Below are 18,632 nucleotides of genomic sequence, written 5' to 3' on the forward strand. Positions count from 1 at the left end.
GTTGATAGGTCAGAGGTGTAAGTGCGGCAACGTATTTAGCTGACTGATACTAATAGGTCGAGGGCTTGACCAATATAGTCAAGTTGTAATATACATTAAAATTATATGCAATTTTGAAAGAACATTATATTCTTTCAAATGACGGTCCGCGATAGCTCAATGGTGGAGCACTCGGCTGTTAACCGATAGGTTGGAGGTTCGAGTCCTCTTCGCGGAGCCATATTTATAATAAAAGAATTTTTAGTCGAGAAATCGGCTTTTTTTTATTGTATAAAATAGAGTAAAAACTTATACTATATATGGATGTGAAAGTTATTAATAACTAAATTAGATACTACAGAATAATTAATAATAAAATCTATTGAAATATAAGAGGTATTATAATATGAGCGATGACATTAATAATAGTAAGAATTATAGTAATGAAACCAGTAAGATTGCTGAAGTAAAAGAAGCTGGTGAGACTTATGAAGTTGTTAAAAATGGTGAAAATAGTGAGATAGATGATAATTCTAAACACAATGAAGATAATTCTGAAATTAATGATATTAGTGATATTAGTGATAATATAAGGCCATTTGAGATTGATGAAGTTGGTGAAGAAAGTTTCGATGGTATAAAAAAGAGAAAGTTCGCTATCTTACTTACGATAATAGCTGTAGCTATAATTATAGGAATCGCTATTGCAGTGCAAAAATCTGTTACGAATAAGCAAACAGCAGAAGCTCTTAATGCAAATGGAAATCCATATTCTGAAGGAGATAAAAATCAGACAGATAGTGACGTATATAATTCAGCGAGAAGCTCAGAAGTAGAGGATGTTGCTTTTATAGAGAAATATTTAAATCAGCAGATGAAGGGGCAAATGCCTGATGGAGCTGATGGAAAGAAAGTTGTTTACTTAACATTTGACGATGGTCCGTCAGAAACTGTGACTCCAAAAGTTTTGGATACTCTTAAAGCAGAGAATGTTCATGCTACTTTTTTTCTTGTGGGAAAAGCAATAGATGAAAGTGAAACTAATAAAAATATAGTTAAAAGAGAACTTGCGGAAGGAAATGCAATAGGTAATCATACTTATTCACATAATTATGGATATTTATATCCAAATGGAAAAATAAATTTAGAAAATTGTATGTCTGATTTTGAAAAAACCAATCAATCTTTGAAAAATATTTTAGGACAGGATTTTTCAACACGAGCTGTTAGATTCCCAGGAGGTCAAATGACATGGGATAAGAAGGACCCATCGGGAGCTGATGCAATGGATAAGGCTCTTCATGAAAAAGACTACCATCAAATAGATTGGAATTCATTGTCTCAAGATGCAGAAGGGGCACATAAAAATGCAGAGCAGTTAAAACAGGAAGTTATAAAAACTGTATCAGGAAGAGAAAAAGCAATAATATTAATGCATGATACTTATGGAAAAGAGGAAACTGCAAAAGCATTACCAGAAATAATCAAATATCTAAAACAACAAGGATATGAATTTAAAATTATGAAATAGCCTAATATGACTATGTTGATTTTCATTTATTTTAATTTATGTAGCTAAACTTTGGTTACATAAATTAAAATAAATGAAAATCGCATAGTTTTTTTTATATAATTGGTACAAATATTATTTTTATCAATTAATTGAAATAGAAATAATTAATGATAAACTATTAATATATAATTAGATTTGCATACATGGAAGCACTAAGGTTATAATTTATAACAATAATTTTAATAATAGAATGTATATAATTATAATATTACTGAAAATTATCTTTATATTAGAAATAAGGAGGAATAAGATGTTATCAAAAAATATTGTAGCAGAGGTATTAGCAAAGTGCTTAGTAACTGGTGGCGATTTTGCTGAGATATTTGAAGAAAATTCAATTAATAATTCTATAGCATTAATTGACGGCAAAGTAGATGATGCCATAGGTGGAAGAAGTTATGGTATAGGAATAAGAATATTCAAGGGATTGAACAGTGTATATGCTTATACAAATAATAATAGTTTAGGCGGTCTTTTAGATACTGCTTATAGAGCAGCTTTAGCTTTAGGTGATGCAAATAAAAGTGAAATAAATTCAATAGTATTAACTGAGAAGAGTATATCTACAATACATCCAATATTGTATTATCCTAAGGATGTTGCATACGATAGAAAAATAGCAATTTTAAAAAGTGCTTATAATGCAGCAAAGAATTATAATAGTGATATTTCTCAAGTTATTACAAGTTATGCAGATAAAGAGCAAAATATTTTAATTGCAAATACTGAAGGTTTATATGTTCAAGATACAAGAATAAGAACAAGGTTAGGCATAAGTGCAATAGCATCAAAAGGAAGTGAAAACCAAACTGGATTTGAGGGACCTGGAAGACATATGGGAATTGAAATGTTTGATAGCGTTGATCCAGAATATCACGGAAAGGAAGCAGCGAGAATAGCTCATACAATGCTTTATGCAAAGAACTGTCCAGCAGGTAATATGACTGTTGCTATAGATAATGGGTTTGGGGGTGTTATATTCCACGAAGCTTGCGGACACTCTTTAGAAGCCAGTGCTGTAGCTAAAGGAAATTCAGTTTTTGCTAATAAATTAGGTGAGAAAATTGCATCAACAAAAGTAACAGCTATAGATGATGGAACTGTACCTAATGCTTGGGGATCACTAAATATAGATGATGAGGGTAATAAGACACAAAAAAATATTTTAATTGAAAATGGTGTTTTAAAAGGCTATATGATTGATAAGTTAAATGGAAGACGTATGAATATGGAGGCTACAGGAAGTTCAAGAAGACAAAGTTACAAGTTCCAACCAACTTCAAGAATGACTAATACCTATATAGCAGCTGGAAATGATAATCCGGATGATATCATTAAATCTATAGAAGAAGGATTATATGCAAAGAAGCTAGGAGGCGGATCGGTTAATCCTGTAACTGGTGAGTTTAATTTTGCAGTTCAAGAAGGGTACTTAGTTAAAAATGGTGTGATTCAGGAGCCAGTAAGAGGAGCAAGTCTTATTGGTAAAGGTAGTGAAGTACTTATGGATATAGATATGGTCGGAAATAATTTAGATGTAGCTCAAGGTATGTGTGGCTCATCATCAGGAAGTATTCCTACCAATGTAGGTCAGCCTATGATTAGAGTGAAGAAAATGACTGTTGGAGGTAGATAAATATGGATTTTGAATTATTTAAAGAAGAATTATTTAAAGAAGCTAAGAATTCAGGCTTTGAAGAGTTTGAAATATATTATTCTGATGCTGAAAGTTTAAGTTTAAGTATTTATGAAGGCGAAGTTGAAAAATATAAACTAAATAATGCCTTTGGTCTTTCGTTTAGAGGAAAAATCAATAACAAAATGGGATATTCATATACTGAAATATTAGATGAAGAAGCAATAAAAACTCTTATAAGAAATGCAAAGGAAGCGGCATTTGCTATAGAAAATGATGATGAACAGTTTATATATGAAGGGGATAAGGAATATAAAGAATTAGACTGTTACAAAAAAGATTTGGATAATATTAAGCCTGATGAGCTTATAGCTCTTTCTTTAGAAATGGAGAAGGAATGTAAAAAACAATGTGATAAAGTTGTAAGTTTCCAAGGTTGTGGAATTGGATATGGTAAAGCTACTTATGGAATAATAAATTCAAAGGGACTTAATTTGAAAAATGAAAGAAATAATCTAAGTGCATATGTCGTTCCAATAATACAAGATAATAGTGAAAAGTATGATGGAACAGGGGATGTTATGGCTAAAAAGATAGATGATATAGATCCGAAAAGTTTAGCTAAGCAAGGTCTTGAAGAAGCGCTTTCAAGAATTGGTGGGAAAAGCATTCCATCAGGTAAATATAAGATAATTATAAATAACGAGGCTATGGTATCACTGCTTGGAACTTTTTCAGGAATTTTTAATGCAGAGCAAGCACAAAAAGGGTTATCTTTGCTGAAAGGAAAAGAAGGTGAAATTATAGCATCAGATGTAGTGACTCTAATTGATGATCCTCACTTAAAGGATGGGCTTGGAACAACTTCATTTGATGATGAAGGAGTAGCAACTATCAAAAAAGAGATAATATCTAAAGGAAAATTGAATACATTATTATATAATCTAAAAACTGCGCATAAAGCAGGAATTAAATCTACAGGAAATGGATTCAAGGCTTCTTATGCATCAATAGTAGGCGTTAGTGCTACAAATTTTTATATAAATCCAGGTGATAAATCTTTTGAAGAACTTTGCAATGAAGTTAAAGAAGGCGTAATAATTACAGATTTTGCAGGTCTTCACTCTGGAGCTAGTGCTGTAACTGGAGATTTTTCTTTAGCAGCTAAAGGATTTATGATTGAAAATGGAAAGAAGAGTTTTCCGGTAGAACAAATTACAGTCGCAGGAAATTTCTTTACATTATTGAAAGATATAGAGGAAGTAGGAAGCGACTTAAAGTTCCCGATGAGTAGCATAGGATGTCCGTCAGTTGTTGTGAAAGAACTTTCAATAGCTGGAAAATAACTTTGTTATTAATTTGATAGATATGCTAAGGTAGGTTAAATAGTTATGAATATAATCTATATGTATCTTTTTTCTTTTATAATTTATAGCTTTCTCGGATGGATATGTGAAACTATATATTGCTCTATAATCGATAGGGAGTATGTAAATAGAGGTTTTTTAAAAGGACCATTTTGCCCTATTTATGGATCAGGTGCACTTATAGTAATTATATTACTGGCTCCATTTTCAGATAATATTGTAATTTTATTCTTAAGTGCAATGATTTTTACAAGCATATTAGAGTATTTAACAGGTTTTTTGCTAGAAACAATATTTAACCTTAAATGGTGGGATTATTCAGGCTATAAATTTAATATAAAGGGCAGAGTATGTCTATTAAATTCAGTGTTATTTGGTCTTTTATCTCTAGCCACAATAAAAGTTATTAATCCAATTATAATAGACTTAGTTAGTCACATATCATTAAAGGTTTCTATGTGGATTTGTAATATTTCAATCTTATATTTATTAACAGATGGGATAATTACAACAGTTAAAGTTTTGAAATTAGGTGGAAAACTTAAAGAAATGAGCGCTTTATTTGATGAGATAAAAGAAAAAACTGAAAGCTATAAAGTGGTTCTACAGCAAAATTTAAGCAGATTTGATGGCTTGATAGAACAGGAAAGTGAAAAAGTTATTCATGCGAAAGAACAAATTAGCAAGCTAAAAGTTAAATTAGAAAATTTGGTTTTAAACAATAAGGCTGTGAATAAACGAATAATTAAAGCATTTCCAAATATAAAGTCTTTGAAGTATCAACATTCACTAGATAGATTAAAAGAAGAGATAAAAAAGATTAAGAAAAAGTAAAAGAGATGGTCAAATTTTATTTGATCATCTCTTTACTATAGTTAAAATATCATTATCTAATTAGAATTGTGAGCATAATTTGCACGTATCATTTTATCCGAAAGATCTAATGATTTTTTATAAATATCTTTTTCTTTATCTGTTAAGTTTTCCCCGCCTTTAAGTGTTCCATTAGTTATTACTGCAAAAGATTTATTTGTATTTAATAAGTTTCTACCTAAAGCAGTGTTCTCGTACTTATCTTTATCGACTCCAAGTAAATATAAGAGTGTTGGCATTACATCAATCTCGCCATTGCACATTTTATCAAATGTTTTTCCTTCATTTGTAGATGGATTATAGATAATAAATGGAACAGTCGGATTTCCTGTATTTAGATACCAATCTTCTTTATGAGATAGCTGTCCAATGCTATCATCATAATATTTATGAATTCCTGTATGATCACCCATTATTGCTATAATGCTATTTTTTAGTAATCCTTCTTTATCTAATTGATCAATAAAATAACCTATTTGTTTATCTGTATAGTGAAGACTTTCAAAATATCCACCAAGTTTACTTTCATTTAATTCAGGATCAAGTCCAAGTTCTCTGTACTTTTCAGGAAGATCAAATGGACCATGGCTTGTCAATGTTACAGTTTCGGCGTAGAATGGCTGCTTTAATTCTTTTAACATAGGAACAACTTGCTCAAAGTATCTTTTGTCACTTATACCAAGGCCAATTTGTTCATCAACATTAAATGAGTAGTAATCAGTAAATTTATCAAAACCTATTCCAAGTAATCCATTTTTATAATTCCAAAAAGAACCTTTGTCAGGATGAATAGCAGAAGTAGCATAGCCTTCACCTTCTAATAAATTTGGCAATGAATTATAATTGGTATTTGGATATCTAAAGAATGTACTTCCTTGTCTTAAAGGCAACATTGAAGTATTAACCATTAAATCAGCATCGGAGCTTGTCCCTTCGTTTACTTGCTCAAATGTATTAGGGAAGTACAATGATTTTTGTACTAATTTATTCAAATTAGGTGTTATTTCTTTTCCATTAATTGTTTTTCCGATAACAAAGTTTTCTAAAGATTCAACTTGAATATAAATCAAGTTTTTTCCTTTTGCCATTCCAAGGTATTCGTTATCTGGAAGGTTCTCTTTTTTTATTTCAAATAACTCATTTATATCAGCCTTATCTTGATCTGTTAATTTATATGGTTTAGAATCTTTATAAACTGTATAACAGTCCATAATATGATACCCAATAGGAGAAAAATATTTAGCAGTATTTGACTTATCATAATTACTGAATAAGTAAGCATTATGAACATCTGTATTATTGAATACAGTTATACTTATAGGTACATAAATTATAAATAATATTGGCAATACAAAAGTACAAAAGAATGTTTTAAATGCTCGTTTATGCACTTGAGTAAATGATTTTCTAGTTATGTAAGCATATATGCCTAATATTATAAAATCAAATGCAAATATAAAATCTAAATTGCTAGTCATAGATAATATACTTCCAGACATATTATCTAAATTAGCAGTTTGAGTTAATATTAATGCAGATGGAACAGTTAAAAAACCTCTAAAATACCAGACATCAATTAATATTAACAGCGTTAAAAGAAAATCGATTACGAGAGTATAGATTATTCTACCTTTACCTTTAAATAGTAATGAGAAACTTAAGAATATTAAAGTAAAGGCCATATAATAATTTAAGAAAGAACTAGCAGATTCATAGCCAGTAGAAAAGCTAAATGTATATGGATCTTTGCTTGTAACAAATCCTTGAAATATAATCCCTTTTAATACTATAGAGACAAAAGCTACTAGAAAGAAAATTAATCTTATAACCTTATCTTTTTTTATATTATTCTTTAAGCTATTTTTTAAAAAATTAACAACATATGAGTTAGAAGAACTCATGATTTCACCTCAATTCAATATATCACTACATTATAGTATACATAAATTTATGGATTAAACAAATATAAATTAATGATATATTAGTAATTAAAAGGTAAATAATTTGTGAATAAAAAACTATATATAAAAATTAGCATGGTATACTATTAATGTGGGAAAACTTATATAATAGACTTATAATAACTTAATTTAATATATTTTTAAATTAAGTTATATATTAGTTAAGAAATCGATTGAAAAATTTGATATATTAATTATAGATTAAAATAATTATAAAGGGGTCAAACATATGAAAGAAATAGATTGCAGAGGATTATCGTATCTACAAATAATAAGAGAAGTTAAGAAGTATTTTAATTCAATTGGAGAAGGAGAAGCTGTTGTAGTAGTAAACAATGAATTAGGGCGGTCCAATGTTATAAGGTATGCAGCACATAAAGGATATAAAGTAGATATAGAGGATGAAAAAAATAGATTTTTAATAAAGATGGAAAAGAGAGGATGCTTAGAATCAGAAGATGAGGAAGAAATTTTTTCTATATTAATAACAAGAGATAAAATTGGTGAGGGAAATGATGATTTGGGAATAACTCTAATGAGTGAATATTTCGAAGCATTGAATGAGTATGATAAACTTCCAAAAGAAATTTTATTCTTAAATTCAGGGGTTAAGTTGTTTAAAAGGGATTCTAAGGCTATAGAAGATATACGAATGTTATATAAAAAGGGCGTTAAACTTTTAATAAGTGATACATCCTTAGACTATTATAAATTAACAGAACAAATAACTTTTGGAGAAATAGCAAGCATGTATGATATGGTAGTTGCAATGAAGAAAGCAAAAAAGTTAATAAAGCTTTAGGAATTAATAGTGGAGGATATTATAATGCCAGATTATGAATTAATTATTATTGGAGCAGGAATAGCTGGAATGACAGCTGCACTTGGAGCTGCAAGAGAGGGAATAAGAAAAATACTAATTATTGAAAAAGAGTCTAACGTCGGAGGAATAATTAATCAATGTATTCATAATGGCTTTGGAAAAAACTTTCTAGATGAGCCAGTGACCGGTCCTGAGTATATTGATTTTATAGAGAGGCAGTTAGGAGAATTTGAAATAGAAATACTTTTAGATACTACAGTTTTAGAAGTGACTGAAGGAAAAAAAGTTACATATGTAAACTCTAGAGATGGTATTAAAGATTTAACCGCCCAAGCAATAATATTTGCTATGGGAGCAAAGGAAACATATTCAGGAAATGTTATAATTCCTACAAATGGACTTACAGGAATATTCACTGTAGGAGAGGCTCATAAAATAATTAATTTAGATGGATATCTACCAGGAAGAAGGACTGTGATTATAGCGAAAAATAAATGGGGATTCATAGTTGCAAGAAGGCTTATAGTTGAAGGTGGAAATATAGAAGCGGTTGTCATTAAGAATACATTTGAAGAAATGGCTAATTCGGAAATACGAGATATTATTGATGGCTTTGATATACCGGTAATAGAGAATTCTAGAGTAACAGAAATTGAAGGAAAAACGCGAATTGAGAAGCTGAAAATAGTTAATTTAGAGAATGAAGAAACAATAGAAAAAGAATGTGATTCGCTTCTATTATCAGTTAATTTCTTGCCAGAAACAACCGTAATTAAAAAAACAAGCTTTGATATAAATTCTAAGACATCTGGATTTGAAGTAGTAGACTTTGCAACATCTTTAGAAGGTTTTTTTGCTTGTGGAAATGTTATATACGGAGAAAAAGCGTTTTGGATGGAAGAAACTGATGGTATACAATGTGGAATTATTGCGGCTAGATTTTTAAAGAAAAGCATGTAGAAGTTAGGTAGAAATATATTAGCAGTAATATAATAAAAGCTAAAATTACTGCTAATTAATTCACAGAATAATATGGTTTAAAAATAATGGAGAGCATTCTCATACATTAGGTGATGGCCAAGTGAATTCATGTGAATTCCATCTAAATAAATATCATCCCTATTAAATGTCAAATCGTAGAAATTGATAAATTGAAGATTGTATTTATTAGATAAATTAATGAGTTCATCCTTTAAATATGGAAGTTCTTTTTCTGCATAAGAATATAGATGCGAAGGAGAAAAAAGCGAATTTGCCATTTGGCCAATAATCTTAGGGGGAATTCCTAAAGTCACTTTTGAGCCTATATTTAGTCCATCATTAATCATTATTTCAATATTACTAATTATAAAAGGAATTTTGCGTCCAAGAAGAAGATCATTGCTACCTCCCATTATAAAAATTTTTGATGGAGAATAAATTAAAACATCATCATTATAGCGAGTAAGCATTGAAGTGGTAATATCACCATTGCAGGCTTTATTTAATGATGAAAGGGAGCGTTCTTGCGTAAGTTTGTAAACCCAAGAATTTTGTTTAGTTACCCCATATCCTAAAGTTAGGCTGTCTCCAAAGAAAATGATATCAAGCTTATTATTCATATATAGACTCCTTTTATGTAATTAGAATAGTTTGTTAAAGCACTTTTTACATATTAATGTTTTTCCTGAATCGGCTTTTACATAATCATCTGAAATAATGGCTTTATTGCAGATACTACATATAATCATTTCGCTAGACATTAATGAGTTAGACGAGGTTTTTTTTGATTTTTTTTCACGTTTATTTTCAGCATTGCAATCAAGTTTATCTTTTTGATAATTAGTTACAGAACTACTAGTTTTATCAGATAATATATTTCTTCTTATTGGAGAATATAATTTAGGTTTTAAGGAAGTAGTTCTTTTGACAACTTTATAGCTAAAATCATATTCACTTTCAGCAAAGAGTTCTAGTTCAAATCTTGGATTTTCTTTATCATAATATTCTTCTGTAAAGATTTTGGTTATCTGAGCATCATTTATAATTAATCCACTTTTTTCAATGCCATCAAATATGCTTTTTGTAATATTAATGGTATCTGGATGACGCTTTTCACTTTTATAATATACTCTTAGTAAAGCTATTAGACTTTCAGAAAAAACAACATCAGGATTTTGATTTCTTGCAAGAAGTGCTATTTCCTGTTCGTATAGAGCATACCTATCATGATATTTTCCAGAACTATGTGGTAGGATTGCACGTCCATTTAGATTGTGTAACTTAAAATTAGATTTTGTAATAGGTGATCCTTTAATTATAACTTTAGCATAGTTAGACATTTAAATTCTCCTTGTGAAAGTATATTTGTTATCTCAAATATACATCATATGTATCTTTTATACAACAAGTTAATATTGCAATGAAATTGTTAGAATAAGATATATGTTAAGTATATTTTTGTAACTAGAAAAATTGAACTTTGATAATATTGTATAGATAAAGTATAATATTTTAGTAATTAAAATATAGAATGGTTTGTGCATTAAAAAGATATGATTTCATAAATATTAAGAAGATATTAAACAATATATAAATACGAGATTTTATCTTTTTTTTAAGATAAAATAGATTTAGATAAATTAAATAATGCTATAGTAAAGTATTTAATTTATTTAGTTCTTAATTTTAACTAATATATCAAAGTTTTTTCTTGTTAGATTAGTTAAAATTAAGTTATAAATAGGCTTAATCAGCTTATTTAGATAGATAAGAATAAATAATTTTATTTGAATTGTAATAAAAAGAGGTATTAGATATGGATAAAAAAATAATTTTAGCAATAGAATCAAGTTGTGATGAAACTGCTGCTGCAGTAGTTGTGAATGGTAGAGAAGTTTTATCAAATATAATTGCATCACAAATTGATACTCATAAAAAGTTTGGAGGAGTGGTTCCAGAAGTTGCATCTAGAATGCATATTGAAGCAGTAGATAGCGTTGTAAAAGCCGCATTATTAGAGGCAGGAATTTCAATAGACGATGTTGACGCAATAGGAGTTACGTATGGACCAGGACTTGTTGGGGCACTTTTGGTTGGGCTTCAATATGCAAAAGGATTGGCATTAGGTTCTAAAAAGCCTTTAATTGGGGTTAATCATATACAAGGACATATTAGTGCTAATTTTATTGAGCATAAAGATTTAAAGCCACCTTTTGTCTCACTAGTGGTTTCAGGAGGACATACTTTTATTGTGCATGTAAAAGGATATAGGGATTTTGAGGTTATTGGCCAAACAAGAGATGATGCGGCAGGAGAAGCTTATGATAAGGTGGCAAGAGCATTAGAACTTGGATATCCGGGCGGACCCAAAATAGATAAGCTAGCGAAGCAAGGAAATAAGGATGCAATAGAATTTCCAAGAGCTAAGTTTCAAGATGATACATTAGATTTTTCTTTTAGTGGAGTTAAATCAGCTGTGTTGAATTATTTAAATAAAGCAAAAATGAAAGAAGAAGAGGTAAATAAAGCTGATATTGCAGCGTCATTTCAAAATGCGATAATAGATGTATTAAAGACGAATTTATTCTTAACTTGTGAAAGAAAAGGAATAAAAAAGATTGCAGTAGCAGGTGGTGTTGCATCGAATTCTTGTTTAAGAGAAACTTTGCTAGAGGAAGGTAGAAAAAAAGGGATTGAAATTCTATTTCCATCACCTATATTGTGTACAGATAATGCAGCAATGATAGGAAGTGCAGCATATTTCAACTATCAAGAGGGAGCAGTATCAGATTTAAATATAAATGCAAAACCTAACTTAAAACTAGGGGAGAGGTAGAGTCTAGGTATGAAGCTGTTATCACATTCTAATGGAGTACATAAGGTTGAGAAAGATAAAACCAGCAAAAGGAGCATTTTAAAAAAATGTGTTATCTTTTTTGTGGGATTATTTATCTTTGGTTTTTTAGTGCAAATTTTAAATGACTTTGTAGATAATACAAGATTAAAATCCAGATTTAAGTACGTCAGAATAGATGGACGAAAAATGGAGTATAAACTTAAGACTGGTGGAGATTATACTGTAGTATTTGATGGATCAATCGGAACTACAATGTATGAGTGGGATGATGTTTGTAAGTCATTAGAGGAAAAGAAGATATCTACCTTTACATATAATAGAGAAGGATATGGATTTAATGATGGTGGAGACAATAGAACACCAGAAGAGCAAGCGAAGGATTTGAAAGCACTGCTTAGAAAAGCTGGAGCACCAGAGCCATACGTTTTAGTTGGAGAGGAGTACGGTAGCCTGGTTCTTAGTAATTTTGCTAATTTATATTCGGATTCAGTAGCAGGAGTTGTGTTAATTAACCCAATATCAGAGGAAAATATGCAAACTAAGGAATTTAAGGATAGTATTAAATCCAAATATTATAGAAGTATATTTGAAAAAATCGGTACAAATTTTAGTCTGACTGCATTGCTAAATAAAGCAGGGCTAACTATGGAGAATGATACTTTTAAGAAGTATTTAAATCAGAATGAATTAGATGAATTTCAGAGTTTTGAAAATAAGAAAAATTATAAACAGGCAGTTTCAAACGAGCTAGAAAACTTATATAAAGGCATTTCGAATAGTCAAACCAATGAACTACTAGGAGATAAGCCATTATATTTAATAACTAATAATGAAGCTGATCCTGTTAAAAAGATTGGTAATGCAACAGTAACAACTATATATAAAGAGGAAATAGAGGGATCTCCAATGTCTGTATTAGATCCTAACTCAGTAGTTACCGGCGTTAATAGTGTTTTAAAAGATGCTAAGAAGGTAGCTAAAAAATCTTGATGCTAATAAATATGTATATTTTCTTAAATATTAAGTATTATTGAATAATTAAGAAATAAAGCTTCTATTGGGCTAAAATTCATAAAAAATTATATCAAATTATATATTCTTGTCATTTGTTTGACACATAATAAATCTATACTAACATTATAAAGATAATACTAGTAGATATTTAAAGTATGCTAATATACTTTATGCGAACAAATTTGTATAGTTTAATTACTAGTCATATAAGTTGAGAATTGATATATAGGAGGAAAAATACATGAATAATAATGATAATAATGAAAAATTTATTGATGTAGAATCATTACCAGTAGATAAAGGTCAGCAAGTTGCATGGGAAAATTGTTTTCAAAATAGTAATAATTATGTAGAGCCGAAGAGAAAGAAAAGAAGAGGTCTGCGCATGCTAGGAAGGATTGCAGGAATTTTAGTTCTTACAATGGTAGGAGGGGCAATTGGAAGTGCTGCTACTTATTCATTCATGAAAACTAATAATGTTGCTGCAACTAAACAAATAACAAGTTATATTCCGCAATCATTCACATCAAGCACTCCTGATGCAATGTCAGCGGCAGATGCATTTAATAAAGTTGCACCAGCAGTTGTCATTGTTTCCACTAAAGGTTCATCTAACAGTGGATTTATGAACGGCGAAGTTGAGGGGATGGGATCAGGATTCATTATAAATGAAGAAGGATATATACTAACTAACTATCACGTAATTGCAAATGCTAAAGAAATTACAGTAACTTTAAGTAATAATACTGAGGTAAGTGCAACAGTAGTAAATTACGATCAAGATAGAGATGTTGCAATGCTTAAGTTAAAAGACGGAACTAAAGTTCCTGCTGTTGCAGAACTTGGAGACTCTGATGAAGTATATCCAGGAGCTGAGGTTATAGCAATTGGAACACCTCTTTCAAAGAATTTTGCTCAGACACTTACAAAGGGAGTTATAAGTGGAAGCAATAGAACAATAGATGATAGTGGAAAAAGTGTAGATTTCATTCAAACAGATGCAGCTATTAATCCTGGAAATAGTGGAGGTCCATTAGTGAATGCTAAAGGGCAAGTTATAGGAATAAATTCTATGAAGATAGGTTCTGATGCATCGGGATCATCAACACCAGTTGAAGGTATAGGGTTTGCAATACCTATAAATGAAGTTAAAAATAAGATAGATGCTTTATCAAAACCTATATTAAATCTAGGAATCCAAATAAGAGAAATTGACAGCGCTACTGCTAAGAAATACGATTTGGTAGAAGGAATATATGTATCTTCTGTTGAAGAGTATTCACCGGCTGAAAAAGGTGGTCTTAAGATTGGAGATATAATTGTTAAATGTGACGGAAAAGAAGCTAAGAAATTCGATGAACTTAAGGCAATAAAGGAAAGTAAGAATGCTGGAGATACTATGAAGATAGAGGTAATTAGAGATAAGAAAACTGTTGATTTATCAGTTGTATTAGAAGAAAAATCTAATTAAAATTTTTCTAGATGGAAATTGAATATATTTGATTATTAAAACTAGAATTGATAAATATAATATTATCAATTCTAGTTTTTATTGCATCAAAATAATATTCTTTAAAACTTTAAGGAAAAGTAGTAAAATTAAAGATTATAAGGGTAAGATATCTTAATTTAATAGTTTTTTGATATCTAAATGGAGAAGGGGATAAATATATGGAGGAAATAATATTAAATATAATAATGCACAGCGGGGAAGCGCGAACTTTTTCTATGGAAGCAATTACTTTAGCTAAACAAGGAAATTTTGATAAAGCAAAAGGGTTAATAATAAAAGCTGATGAGGAATTAGGATATGCACATAATTCTCAAACAAGTTTAATTCAGGGAGAAGCCGTAAATGAGAAAATAGAATTCTCATTGCTTTTAGTTCACGCTCAAGATCACTTAATGACTACAATGGTTTTGAAGGATTTAGCAGTTGAATTAATAGAAGTGCATGAAAAAATAAGTTCTATTAAATAGAGGTATGTAAATATGAAAAATAAAATTAAATATGCTATTGTATTTTCGGTTCTTTTGCTAATGGGAATAGTAAGCATTAATCTATTTCAACCAAATAAAGAGCAGCAAGTTAGAGGAAATATAGAGCTCTTAGTAAATGAGAATTCCTATGAGTACTTAGTTGAGTGCGCAAATAATTTTATGAAGGAGAATGATAGGACTTCAATAAGTGTAAAAAAGTTAGAAAATTACAATCAGATACTTAATAATAATTCAGAAGGAAGTACGAAATCAAAGATTTCTAGTATAGTTCAGATAGATAGGTTTAGTTTTGATAAACTAAAATTAGATAACTATGAATATTATAATAAGGATGATAAGCTCTTGAGCGAATATGCTAAGAATTTTTCTAAGTATAGGGTAGCTCAGGTTAAGTATGGTGATAATTCCATAGGAATACCTTTAACATCTAGGCCATTAGCTTTCTATGTCAGAGAAGATTTATTAAAAAGTTATGGATATGAAAGAGATAGTTTGAATACATGGGATGATATCATAAGGGTTGGAAAAGATATTCATGAAAAAAGTAACGGAAAAATATTTATAATTAATGCAACTGATCAAGATTACGAAGATTTGATGGATTTATTAACCATGGAAACATTAAGTGATGGTGATAAAAGTATAGATGTAGTTAAATCAGAAGTTCAAGCTATGATGAAAAAATTAGAGGATAATAACATTTTAAACTTACAAAGTGGAGGGGAATTCTTAGCAAGAATATCGTCTATTAATGCCATGAAAGAAATAGCAGCATTAGATGTTCCTTGTACGTGGAGCGTTAATAACGTGCCTAGCCTTAAACCAGGGGCTAATAAGTTTTTTTCATCAGAAGGCGATAATTTATTGATATTGAACCAAAACAGCGAGAATGATAAGCTAATTGAAAAATTTATAACTTACGTAATAACTAACAATAAGGAAGCTGTTAAATATGTTAAGGAAGGAAAGTTTTTCTCAAGCTATTTATATACTTATAATGCTAAAGATATTGAAGAGCCAGTAAAAAATTTTACTGGAAAAAGTCCTCTTGTAGTATTAAGCAATATAGAAGAAAAGACTCCAAGCATAAATGATTACGACGAATATATAAAGATAAAGCAAGAGATTCGAGCAAATACCAATTAATAATGAAAATTTATATAAATAGTTTTAGATTATCAGCATTATAAGGAAAACAGTAAGGTGTTTCTTATAATGCTGAATTTATTTTAATATAGTATTTGAAATATCACTCTGAATTCACATTTGATTTATTACGAGAGATTTAAATAATAATAAAAGTCTAAGATATTAAACTTCTATAGGCATTTAAGGTGTTCTTGGCGGTCTTATTCCAAGTAAAGTTAAGGCTTCTTAGGTATCCCTTTTCACTAAGCTCAGCTTTTAAAGTTTCATTATTCAAAAGATCAACTAACGCATTGTCTAATTCATCTATATTATATGGATTTATCAAAATAGCACTATCGCCAGTTACTTCTGGAATAGAAGTTATAGAAGATGTTATAACTGGTGCCTTACAGCTCATTGCTTCAAGTGGAGGAAGTCCAAATCCTTCATAGAAGGAAGGGTATACAAATGCATCACACCCGCTATAAAGAACAGGAAGAATATCATCTTCTATATAGCCACAAAAGACAACTTTGTCTTGTAAATTATTTTCTTGAACAAATGAAAGTAACTTTTCACCCTCATCTTTTAAAGGGCCCCCAAGCAATAACTTATAAGGCTTATTCAAGTCTTTATAAACTTTACAAAATGATTTAATTAATCCTAAGGCATTTTTCCTTAAACTAAACCCACCTATATATAGTATATAAGGATCATCAACTTTAAATGTGTTTTTTACGTATAGCTTGCATTGATTCTTATCTAAAGGTTTAAAATTATTATTAGCGGCAAGTGAAGTTACAAATATTTTTTCTTCAGGATAAAAACTAAAGAACTTCAATATATCTCTTTTAGAGTATTCAGAAACTGTTAGAATGCCGCGTGAATTAGAAATTATATTTGGCATATTATTTAAAAATCGTTCTAGGTATCCTTTGCCAACAGTTTCAGGCATTATATATGGGATTAGATCATGAATTGTAACTATAGTTGGTATTTTTGTATCAAAATCAAATCCTATTCCGTTTTGAGGAATATGGTATAGGTCAGCATGGACCTTGTTTAGTGCATTAGGTATATAATATTTTTCATAAAAACCGCCATGTCTACCTGAAGAATAAATTATATTAACATTTTCCTTGTTGAATTCTTTGTTAAATTTTCCAGAGCAAAATAGAGTGAATTCATCATTCGAATCTAAAGAAAGAATCTCTGATATAAGATTACTAGTATAAGTACCAATTCCAGTTCCTTGATGTAAAGTGGAACTACGAGCATCAATGGCAATTTTCATATGAACACCTCAACAAATTACATATATAGTACAGAATATTATTAGTTTTTAATTTTTGTGAATATAAATCACAATAAATTATTTGAGCACATATAATAAAAATAAATAATAGCTGGTAGGAAAAGTTTATGGAGAATAATAAGGAGATACTTAAAATTAAAGGCTATATTGAAGAAAATTATAATTTAGATGTAGAAGATATTGAAAAAGTTAAAAATAGTTATAAAGTTATTACAAAGGATGAGAGATATTGTTTGAAAGTAGTTAAATATGAATTCTCTCATTTTTATTTTATCTTATCTGCAATGAAGCATTTGCAAAGAAATGGATTTGGGGATATCCCTGAATTTATTATGAATAGAGAAAAAAAAGAATATGGGAACATAAACGGAAAGTATGCGTACTTAACAAAATGGATTCCATCGAGAGTAAGTAATTATGATAATCCAATAGAATTATCAATGGTATCAAATGAGCTTGCAAAATTACATGAATGTAGCAAAGGCTTTACATTGAAGAAAGAGATGAAACCAAGGATTGGATGGTTTTCATGGATAGATGTTTTTGAAACAAGGAAAAGAGAAATCTTGGATTTTAAAAATAGAATAAGTCAAAAAGCATATAAATCAAATTTTGATTTATTGTATTTGGATAATATGGAAAAAGAATTAAATAGAGCAGAAAAAAGTATAACAGGTCTTCAAAAAAATAATTATGTAAAGGTTATGGAGAAGGAAGTCTTTTCAAGAGGATTCTGCCACCATGACTATGCCCATCATAATATATTAATAGATAATAAGAAAAATATTAATATTATAGATTTTGATTACTGCATATTAGATTCACATCTCCACGACGTATCTTCTTTATTAATAAGATCAATGAAAGATGGAAAATGGGAAAGTGACAAATGCAATCTAATTTTAAATGCCTATAGTGAGAGAATAGAAATAAGAAAAGAAGAGCTACCTATAATTAGAGAATTCATAAGATTTCCTCAGGCTTTCTGGCAAATAGGGTTACAGGTTTATTGGGAGCAGCAACCATGGGGAGAAGAATTTTTCATCAATAAGTTAGAGAAGTACTTAAACGATTGTGAATTTAGAGAAAAGTTTATTGATAGTTATTTTAGTGGGGGAAATTAA

At 29.6% G+C, this 18,632-nt stretch carries 16 protein-coding genes and 1 tRNA gene; 13 read left to right on the forward strand and 4 right to left on the reverse strand.

Annotated elements, in window-relative coordinates; genetic code table 11:
- The first annotated feature begins 145 nt into the window (after positions 1-145).
- The 5 genes from ACJDTP_RS07435 to ACJDTP_RS07455 all read left to right on the forward strand — a co-directional run bounded on the left by ACJDTP_RS07435 (position 146) and on the right by ACJDTP_RS07455 (position 5,389).
- Positions 146-220: transfer RNA gene (locus ACJDTP_RS07435), tRNA-Asn, on the forward strand.
- 165 nt (positions 221-385) lie between these two features.
- On the forward strand, positions 386-1,510 hold the full coding sequence (locus tag ACJDTP_RS07440) for a polysaccharide deacetylase family protein (RefSeq protein ID WP_406760851.1): 1,125 nt from the start codon (positions 386-388) through the stop codon (positions 1,508-1,510).
- Positions 1,511-1,802: 292 nt separating this feature from the next.
- Complete coding sequence (locus tag ACJDTP_RS07445) at positions 1,803-3,188, forward strand: TldD/PmbA family protein (RefSeq protein WP_077838026.1); 1,386 nt, start codon at positions 1,803-1,805, stop codon at positions 3,186-3,188.
- A gap of 2 nt (positions 3,189-3,190) precedes the next feature.
- The gene (locus tag ACJDTP_RS07450; RefSeq protein ID WP_406760852.1) at positions 3,191-4,534 is read left to right on the forward strand and encodes a TldD/PmbA family protein; all 1,344 of its coding nucleotides are present in this window, start codon (positions 3,191-3,193) and stop codon (positions 4,532-4,534) included.
- Positions 4,535-4,579: 45 nt separating this feature from the next.
- Positions 4,580-5,389 (forward strand): putative ABC transporter permease, encoded by an 810-nt coding sequence (locus ACJDTP_RS07455; RefSeq protein ID WP_406760853.1) that lies wholly within the window; start codon positions 4,580-4,582, stop codon positions 5,387-5,389.
- 56 nt (positions 5,390-5,445) lie between these two features.
- On the opposite strand, the gene ACJDTP_RS07460 is transcribed toward ACJDTP_RS07455, so the two are convergent.
- Positions 5,446-7,329, reverse strand: a complete 1,884-nt coding sequence (locus ACJDTP_RS07460) for an LTA synthase family protein (RefSeq protein WP_173709567.1) — start codon at positions 7,327-7,329, stop codon at positions 5,446-5,448.
- Between the two features lie 289 nt (positions 7,330-7,618).
- Here ACJDTP_RS07460 and yedF point away from each other — a divergent pair, with 289 nt between their 5' ends.
- Together yedF and ACJDTP_RS07470 are read left to right on the forward strand one after the other, a co-directional pair.
- On the forward strand, positions 7,619-8,191 hold the full coding sequence (yedF, locus tag ACJDTP_RS07465) for a sulfurtransferase-like selenium metabolism protein YedF (RefSeq protein ID WP_077838022.1): 573 nt from the start codon (positions 7,619-7,621) through the stop codon (positions 8,189-8,191).
- Positions 8,192-8,215: 24 nt separating this feature from the next.
- Positions 8,216-9,172 (forward strand): NAD(P)/FAD-dependent oxidoreductase, encoded by a 957-nt coding sequence (locus ACJDTP_RS07470; RefSeq protein WP_406760854.1) that lies wholly within the window; start codon positions 8,216-8,218, stop codon positions 9,170-9,172.
- A gap of 77 nt (positions 9,173-9,249) precedes the next feature.
- On the opposite strand, the gene ACJDTP_RS07475 is transcribed toward ACJDTP_RS07470, so the two are convergent.
- Together ACJDTP_RS07475 and ACJDTP_RS07480 are read right to left on the reverse strand one after the other, a co-directional pair.
- Positions 9,250-9,813, reverse strand: a complete 564-nt coding sequence (locus tag ACJDTP_RS07475; RefSeq protein WP_406760855.1) for a GDSL-type esterase/lipase family protein — start codon at positions 9,811-9,813, stop codon at positions 9,250-9,252.
- A gap of 21 nt (positions 9,814-9,834) precedes the next feature.
- The gene (locus tag ACJDTP_RS07480; protein ID WP_077842733.1) at positions 9,835-10,533 is read right to left on the reverse strand and encodes a RusA family crossover junction endodeoxyribonuclease; all 699 of its coding nucleotides are present in this window, start codon (positions 10,531-10,533) and stop codon (positions 9,835-9,837) included.
- Positions 10,534-11,009: 476 nt separating this feature from the next.
- Here ACJDTP_RS07480 and tsaD point away from each other — a divergent pair, with 476 nt between their 5' ends.
- The 5 genes from tsaD to ACJDTP_RS07505 all read left to right on the forward strand — a co-directional run bounded on the left by tsaD (position 11,010) and on the right by ACJDTP_RS07505 (position 16,211).
- Complete coding sequence (tsaD, locus tag ACJDTP_RS07485; protein WP_017210066.1) at positions 11,010-12,029, forward strand: tRNA (adenosine(37)-N6)-threonylcarbamoyltransferase complex transferase subunit TsaD; 1,020 nt, start codon at positions 11,010-11,012, stop codon at positions 12,027-12,029.
- A gap of 9 nt (positions 12,030-12,038) precedes the next feature.
- Entirely contained in the window at positions 12,039-13,040 is a 1,002-nt protein-coding gene (locus tag ACJDTP_RS07490; RefSeq protein ID WP_406760856.1) for an alpha/beta fold hydrolase, read from the forward strand.
- Positions 13,041-13,305: 265 nt separating this feature from the next.
- Complete coding sequence (locus ACJDTP_RS07495) at positions 13,306-14,535, forward strand: S1C family serine protease (RefSeq protein ID WP_077842731.1); 1,230 nt, start codon at positions 13,306-13,308, stop codon at positions 14,533-14,535.
- Positions 14,536-14,735: 200 nt separating this feature from the next.
- Positions 14,736-15,044 carry a PTS sugar transporter subunit IIA gene (locus ACJDTP_RS07500; protein WP_011967729.1) on the forward strand — a complete coding sequence of 103 codons (309 nt, stop codon included), beginning with the start codon at positions 14,736-14,738 and terminating at the stop codon, positions 15,042-15,044.
- Between the two features lie 12 nt (positions 15,045-15,056).
- Complete coding sequence (locus ACJDTP_RS07505; RefSeq protein WP_173709569.1) at positions 15,057-16,211, forward strand: ABC transporter substrate-binding protein; 1,155 nt, start codon at positions 15,057-15,059, stop codon at positions 16,209-16,211.
- A gap of 157 nt (positions 16,212-16,368) precedes the next feature.
- Here the strand turns inward: ACJDTP_RS07505 and ACJDTP_RS07510 are convergent, their stop codons facing one another.
- Positions 16,369-17,487, reverse strand: a complete 1,119-nt coding sequence (locus ACJDTP_RS07510) for a glycosyltransferase family 4 protein (protein ID WP_406760857.1) — start codon at positions 17,485-17,487, stop codon at positions 16,369-16,371.
- Positions 17,488-17,615: 128 nt separating this feature from the next.
- Between ACJDTP_RS07510 and ACJDTP_RS07515 the strand changes: the two genes are divergently transcribed.
- The gene (locus ACJDTP_RS07515; RefSeq protein WP_065415916.1) at positions 17,616-18,632 is read left to right on the forward strand and encodes a CotS family spore coat protein; all 1,017 of its coding nucleotides are present in this window, start codon (positions 17,616-17,618) and stop codon (positions 18,630-18,632) included.

Origin of the sequence: Candidatus Clostridium helianthi (genome assembly GCF_045310795.1) — a bacterium.
Lineage (GTDB): Bacteria > Bacillota > Clostridia > Clostridiales > Clostridiaceae > Clostridium > Clostridium helianthi.

What these genes read in the sequence shown, in the direction of transcription:
- ACJDTP_RS07500 (WP_011967729.1), top strand. Translation starts at nt 14,736, where the DNA reads ATGGAGGAAATAATATTAAATATAATAATGCACAGCGGGGAAGCGCGA.
- ACJDTP_RS07475 (WP_406760855.1), bottom strand. Translation starts at nt 9,813, where the DNA reads ATGAATAATAAGCTTGATATCATTTTCTTTGGAGACAGCCTAACTTTA.
- ACJDTP_RS07510 (WP_406760857.1), bottom strand. Translation starts at nt 17,487, where the DNA reads ATGAAAATTGCCATTGATGCTCGTAGTTCCACTTTACATCAAGGAACT.
- ACJDTP_RS07495 (WP_077842731.1), top strand. Translation starts at nt 13,306, where the DNA reads ATGAATAATAATGATAATAATGAAAAATTTATTGATGTAGAATCATTA.
- tsaD (WP_017210066.1), top strand. Translation starts at nt 11,010, where the DNA reads ATGGATAAAAAAATAATTTTAGCAATAGAATCAAGTTGTGATGAAACT.
- ACJDTP_RS07450 (WP_406760852.1), top strand. Translation starts at nt 3,191, where the DNA reads ATGGATTTTGAATTATTTAAAGAAGAATTATTTAAAGAAGCTAAGAAT.
- yedF (WP_077838022.1), top strand. Translation starts at nt 7,619, where the DNA reads ATGAAAGAAATAGATTGCAGAGGATTATCGTATCTACAAATAATAAGA.
- ACJDTP_RS07505 (WP_173709569.1), top strand. Translation starts at nt 15,057, where the DNA reads ATGAAAAATAAAATTAAATATGCTATTGTATTTTCGGTTCTTTTGCTA.
- ACJDTP_RS07470 (WP_406760854.1), top strand. Translation starts at nt 8,216, where the DNA reads ATGCCAGATTATGAATTAATTATTATTGGAGCAGGAATAGCTGGAATG.
- ACJDTP_RS07440 (WP_406760851.1), top strand. Translation starts at nt 386, where the DNA reads ATGAGCGATGACATTAATAATAGTAAGAATTATAGTAATGAAACCAGT.
- ACJDTP_RS07480 (WP_077842733.1), bottom strand. Translation starts at nt 10,533, where the DNA reads ATGTCTAACTATGCTAAAGTTATAATTAAAGGATCACCTATTACAAAA.
- ACJDTP_RS07490 (WP_406760856.1), top strand. Translation starts at nt 12,039, where the DNA reads ATGAAGCTGTTATCACATTCTAATGGAGTACATAAGGTTGAGAAAGAT.
- ACJDTP_RS07455 (WP_406760853.1), top strand. Translation starts at nt 4,580, where the DNA reads ATGAATATAATCTATATGTATCTTTTTTCTTTTATAATTTATAGCTTT.
- ACJDTP_RS07445 (WP_077838026.1), top strand. Translation starts at nt 1,803, where the DNA reads ATGTTATCAAAAAATATTGTAGCAGAGGTATTAGCAAAGTGCTTAGTA.
- ACJDTP_RS07515 (WP_065415916.1), top strand. Translation starts at nt 17,616, where the DNA reads ATGGAGAATAATAAGGAGATACTTAAAATTAAAGGCTATATTGAAGAA.
- ACJDTP_RS07460 (WP_173709567.1), bottom strand. Translation starts at nt 7,329, where the DNA reads ATGAGTTCTTCTAACTCATATGTTGTTAATTTTTTAAAAAATAGCTTA.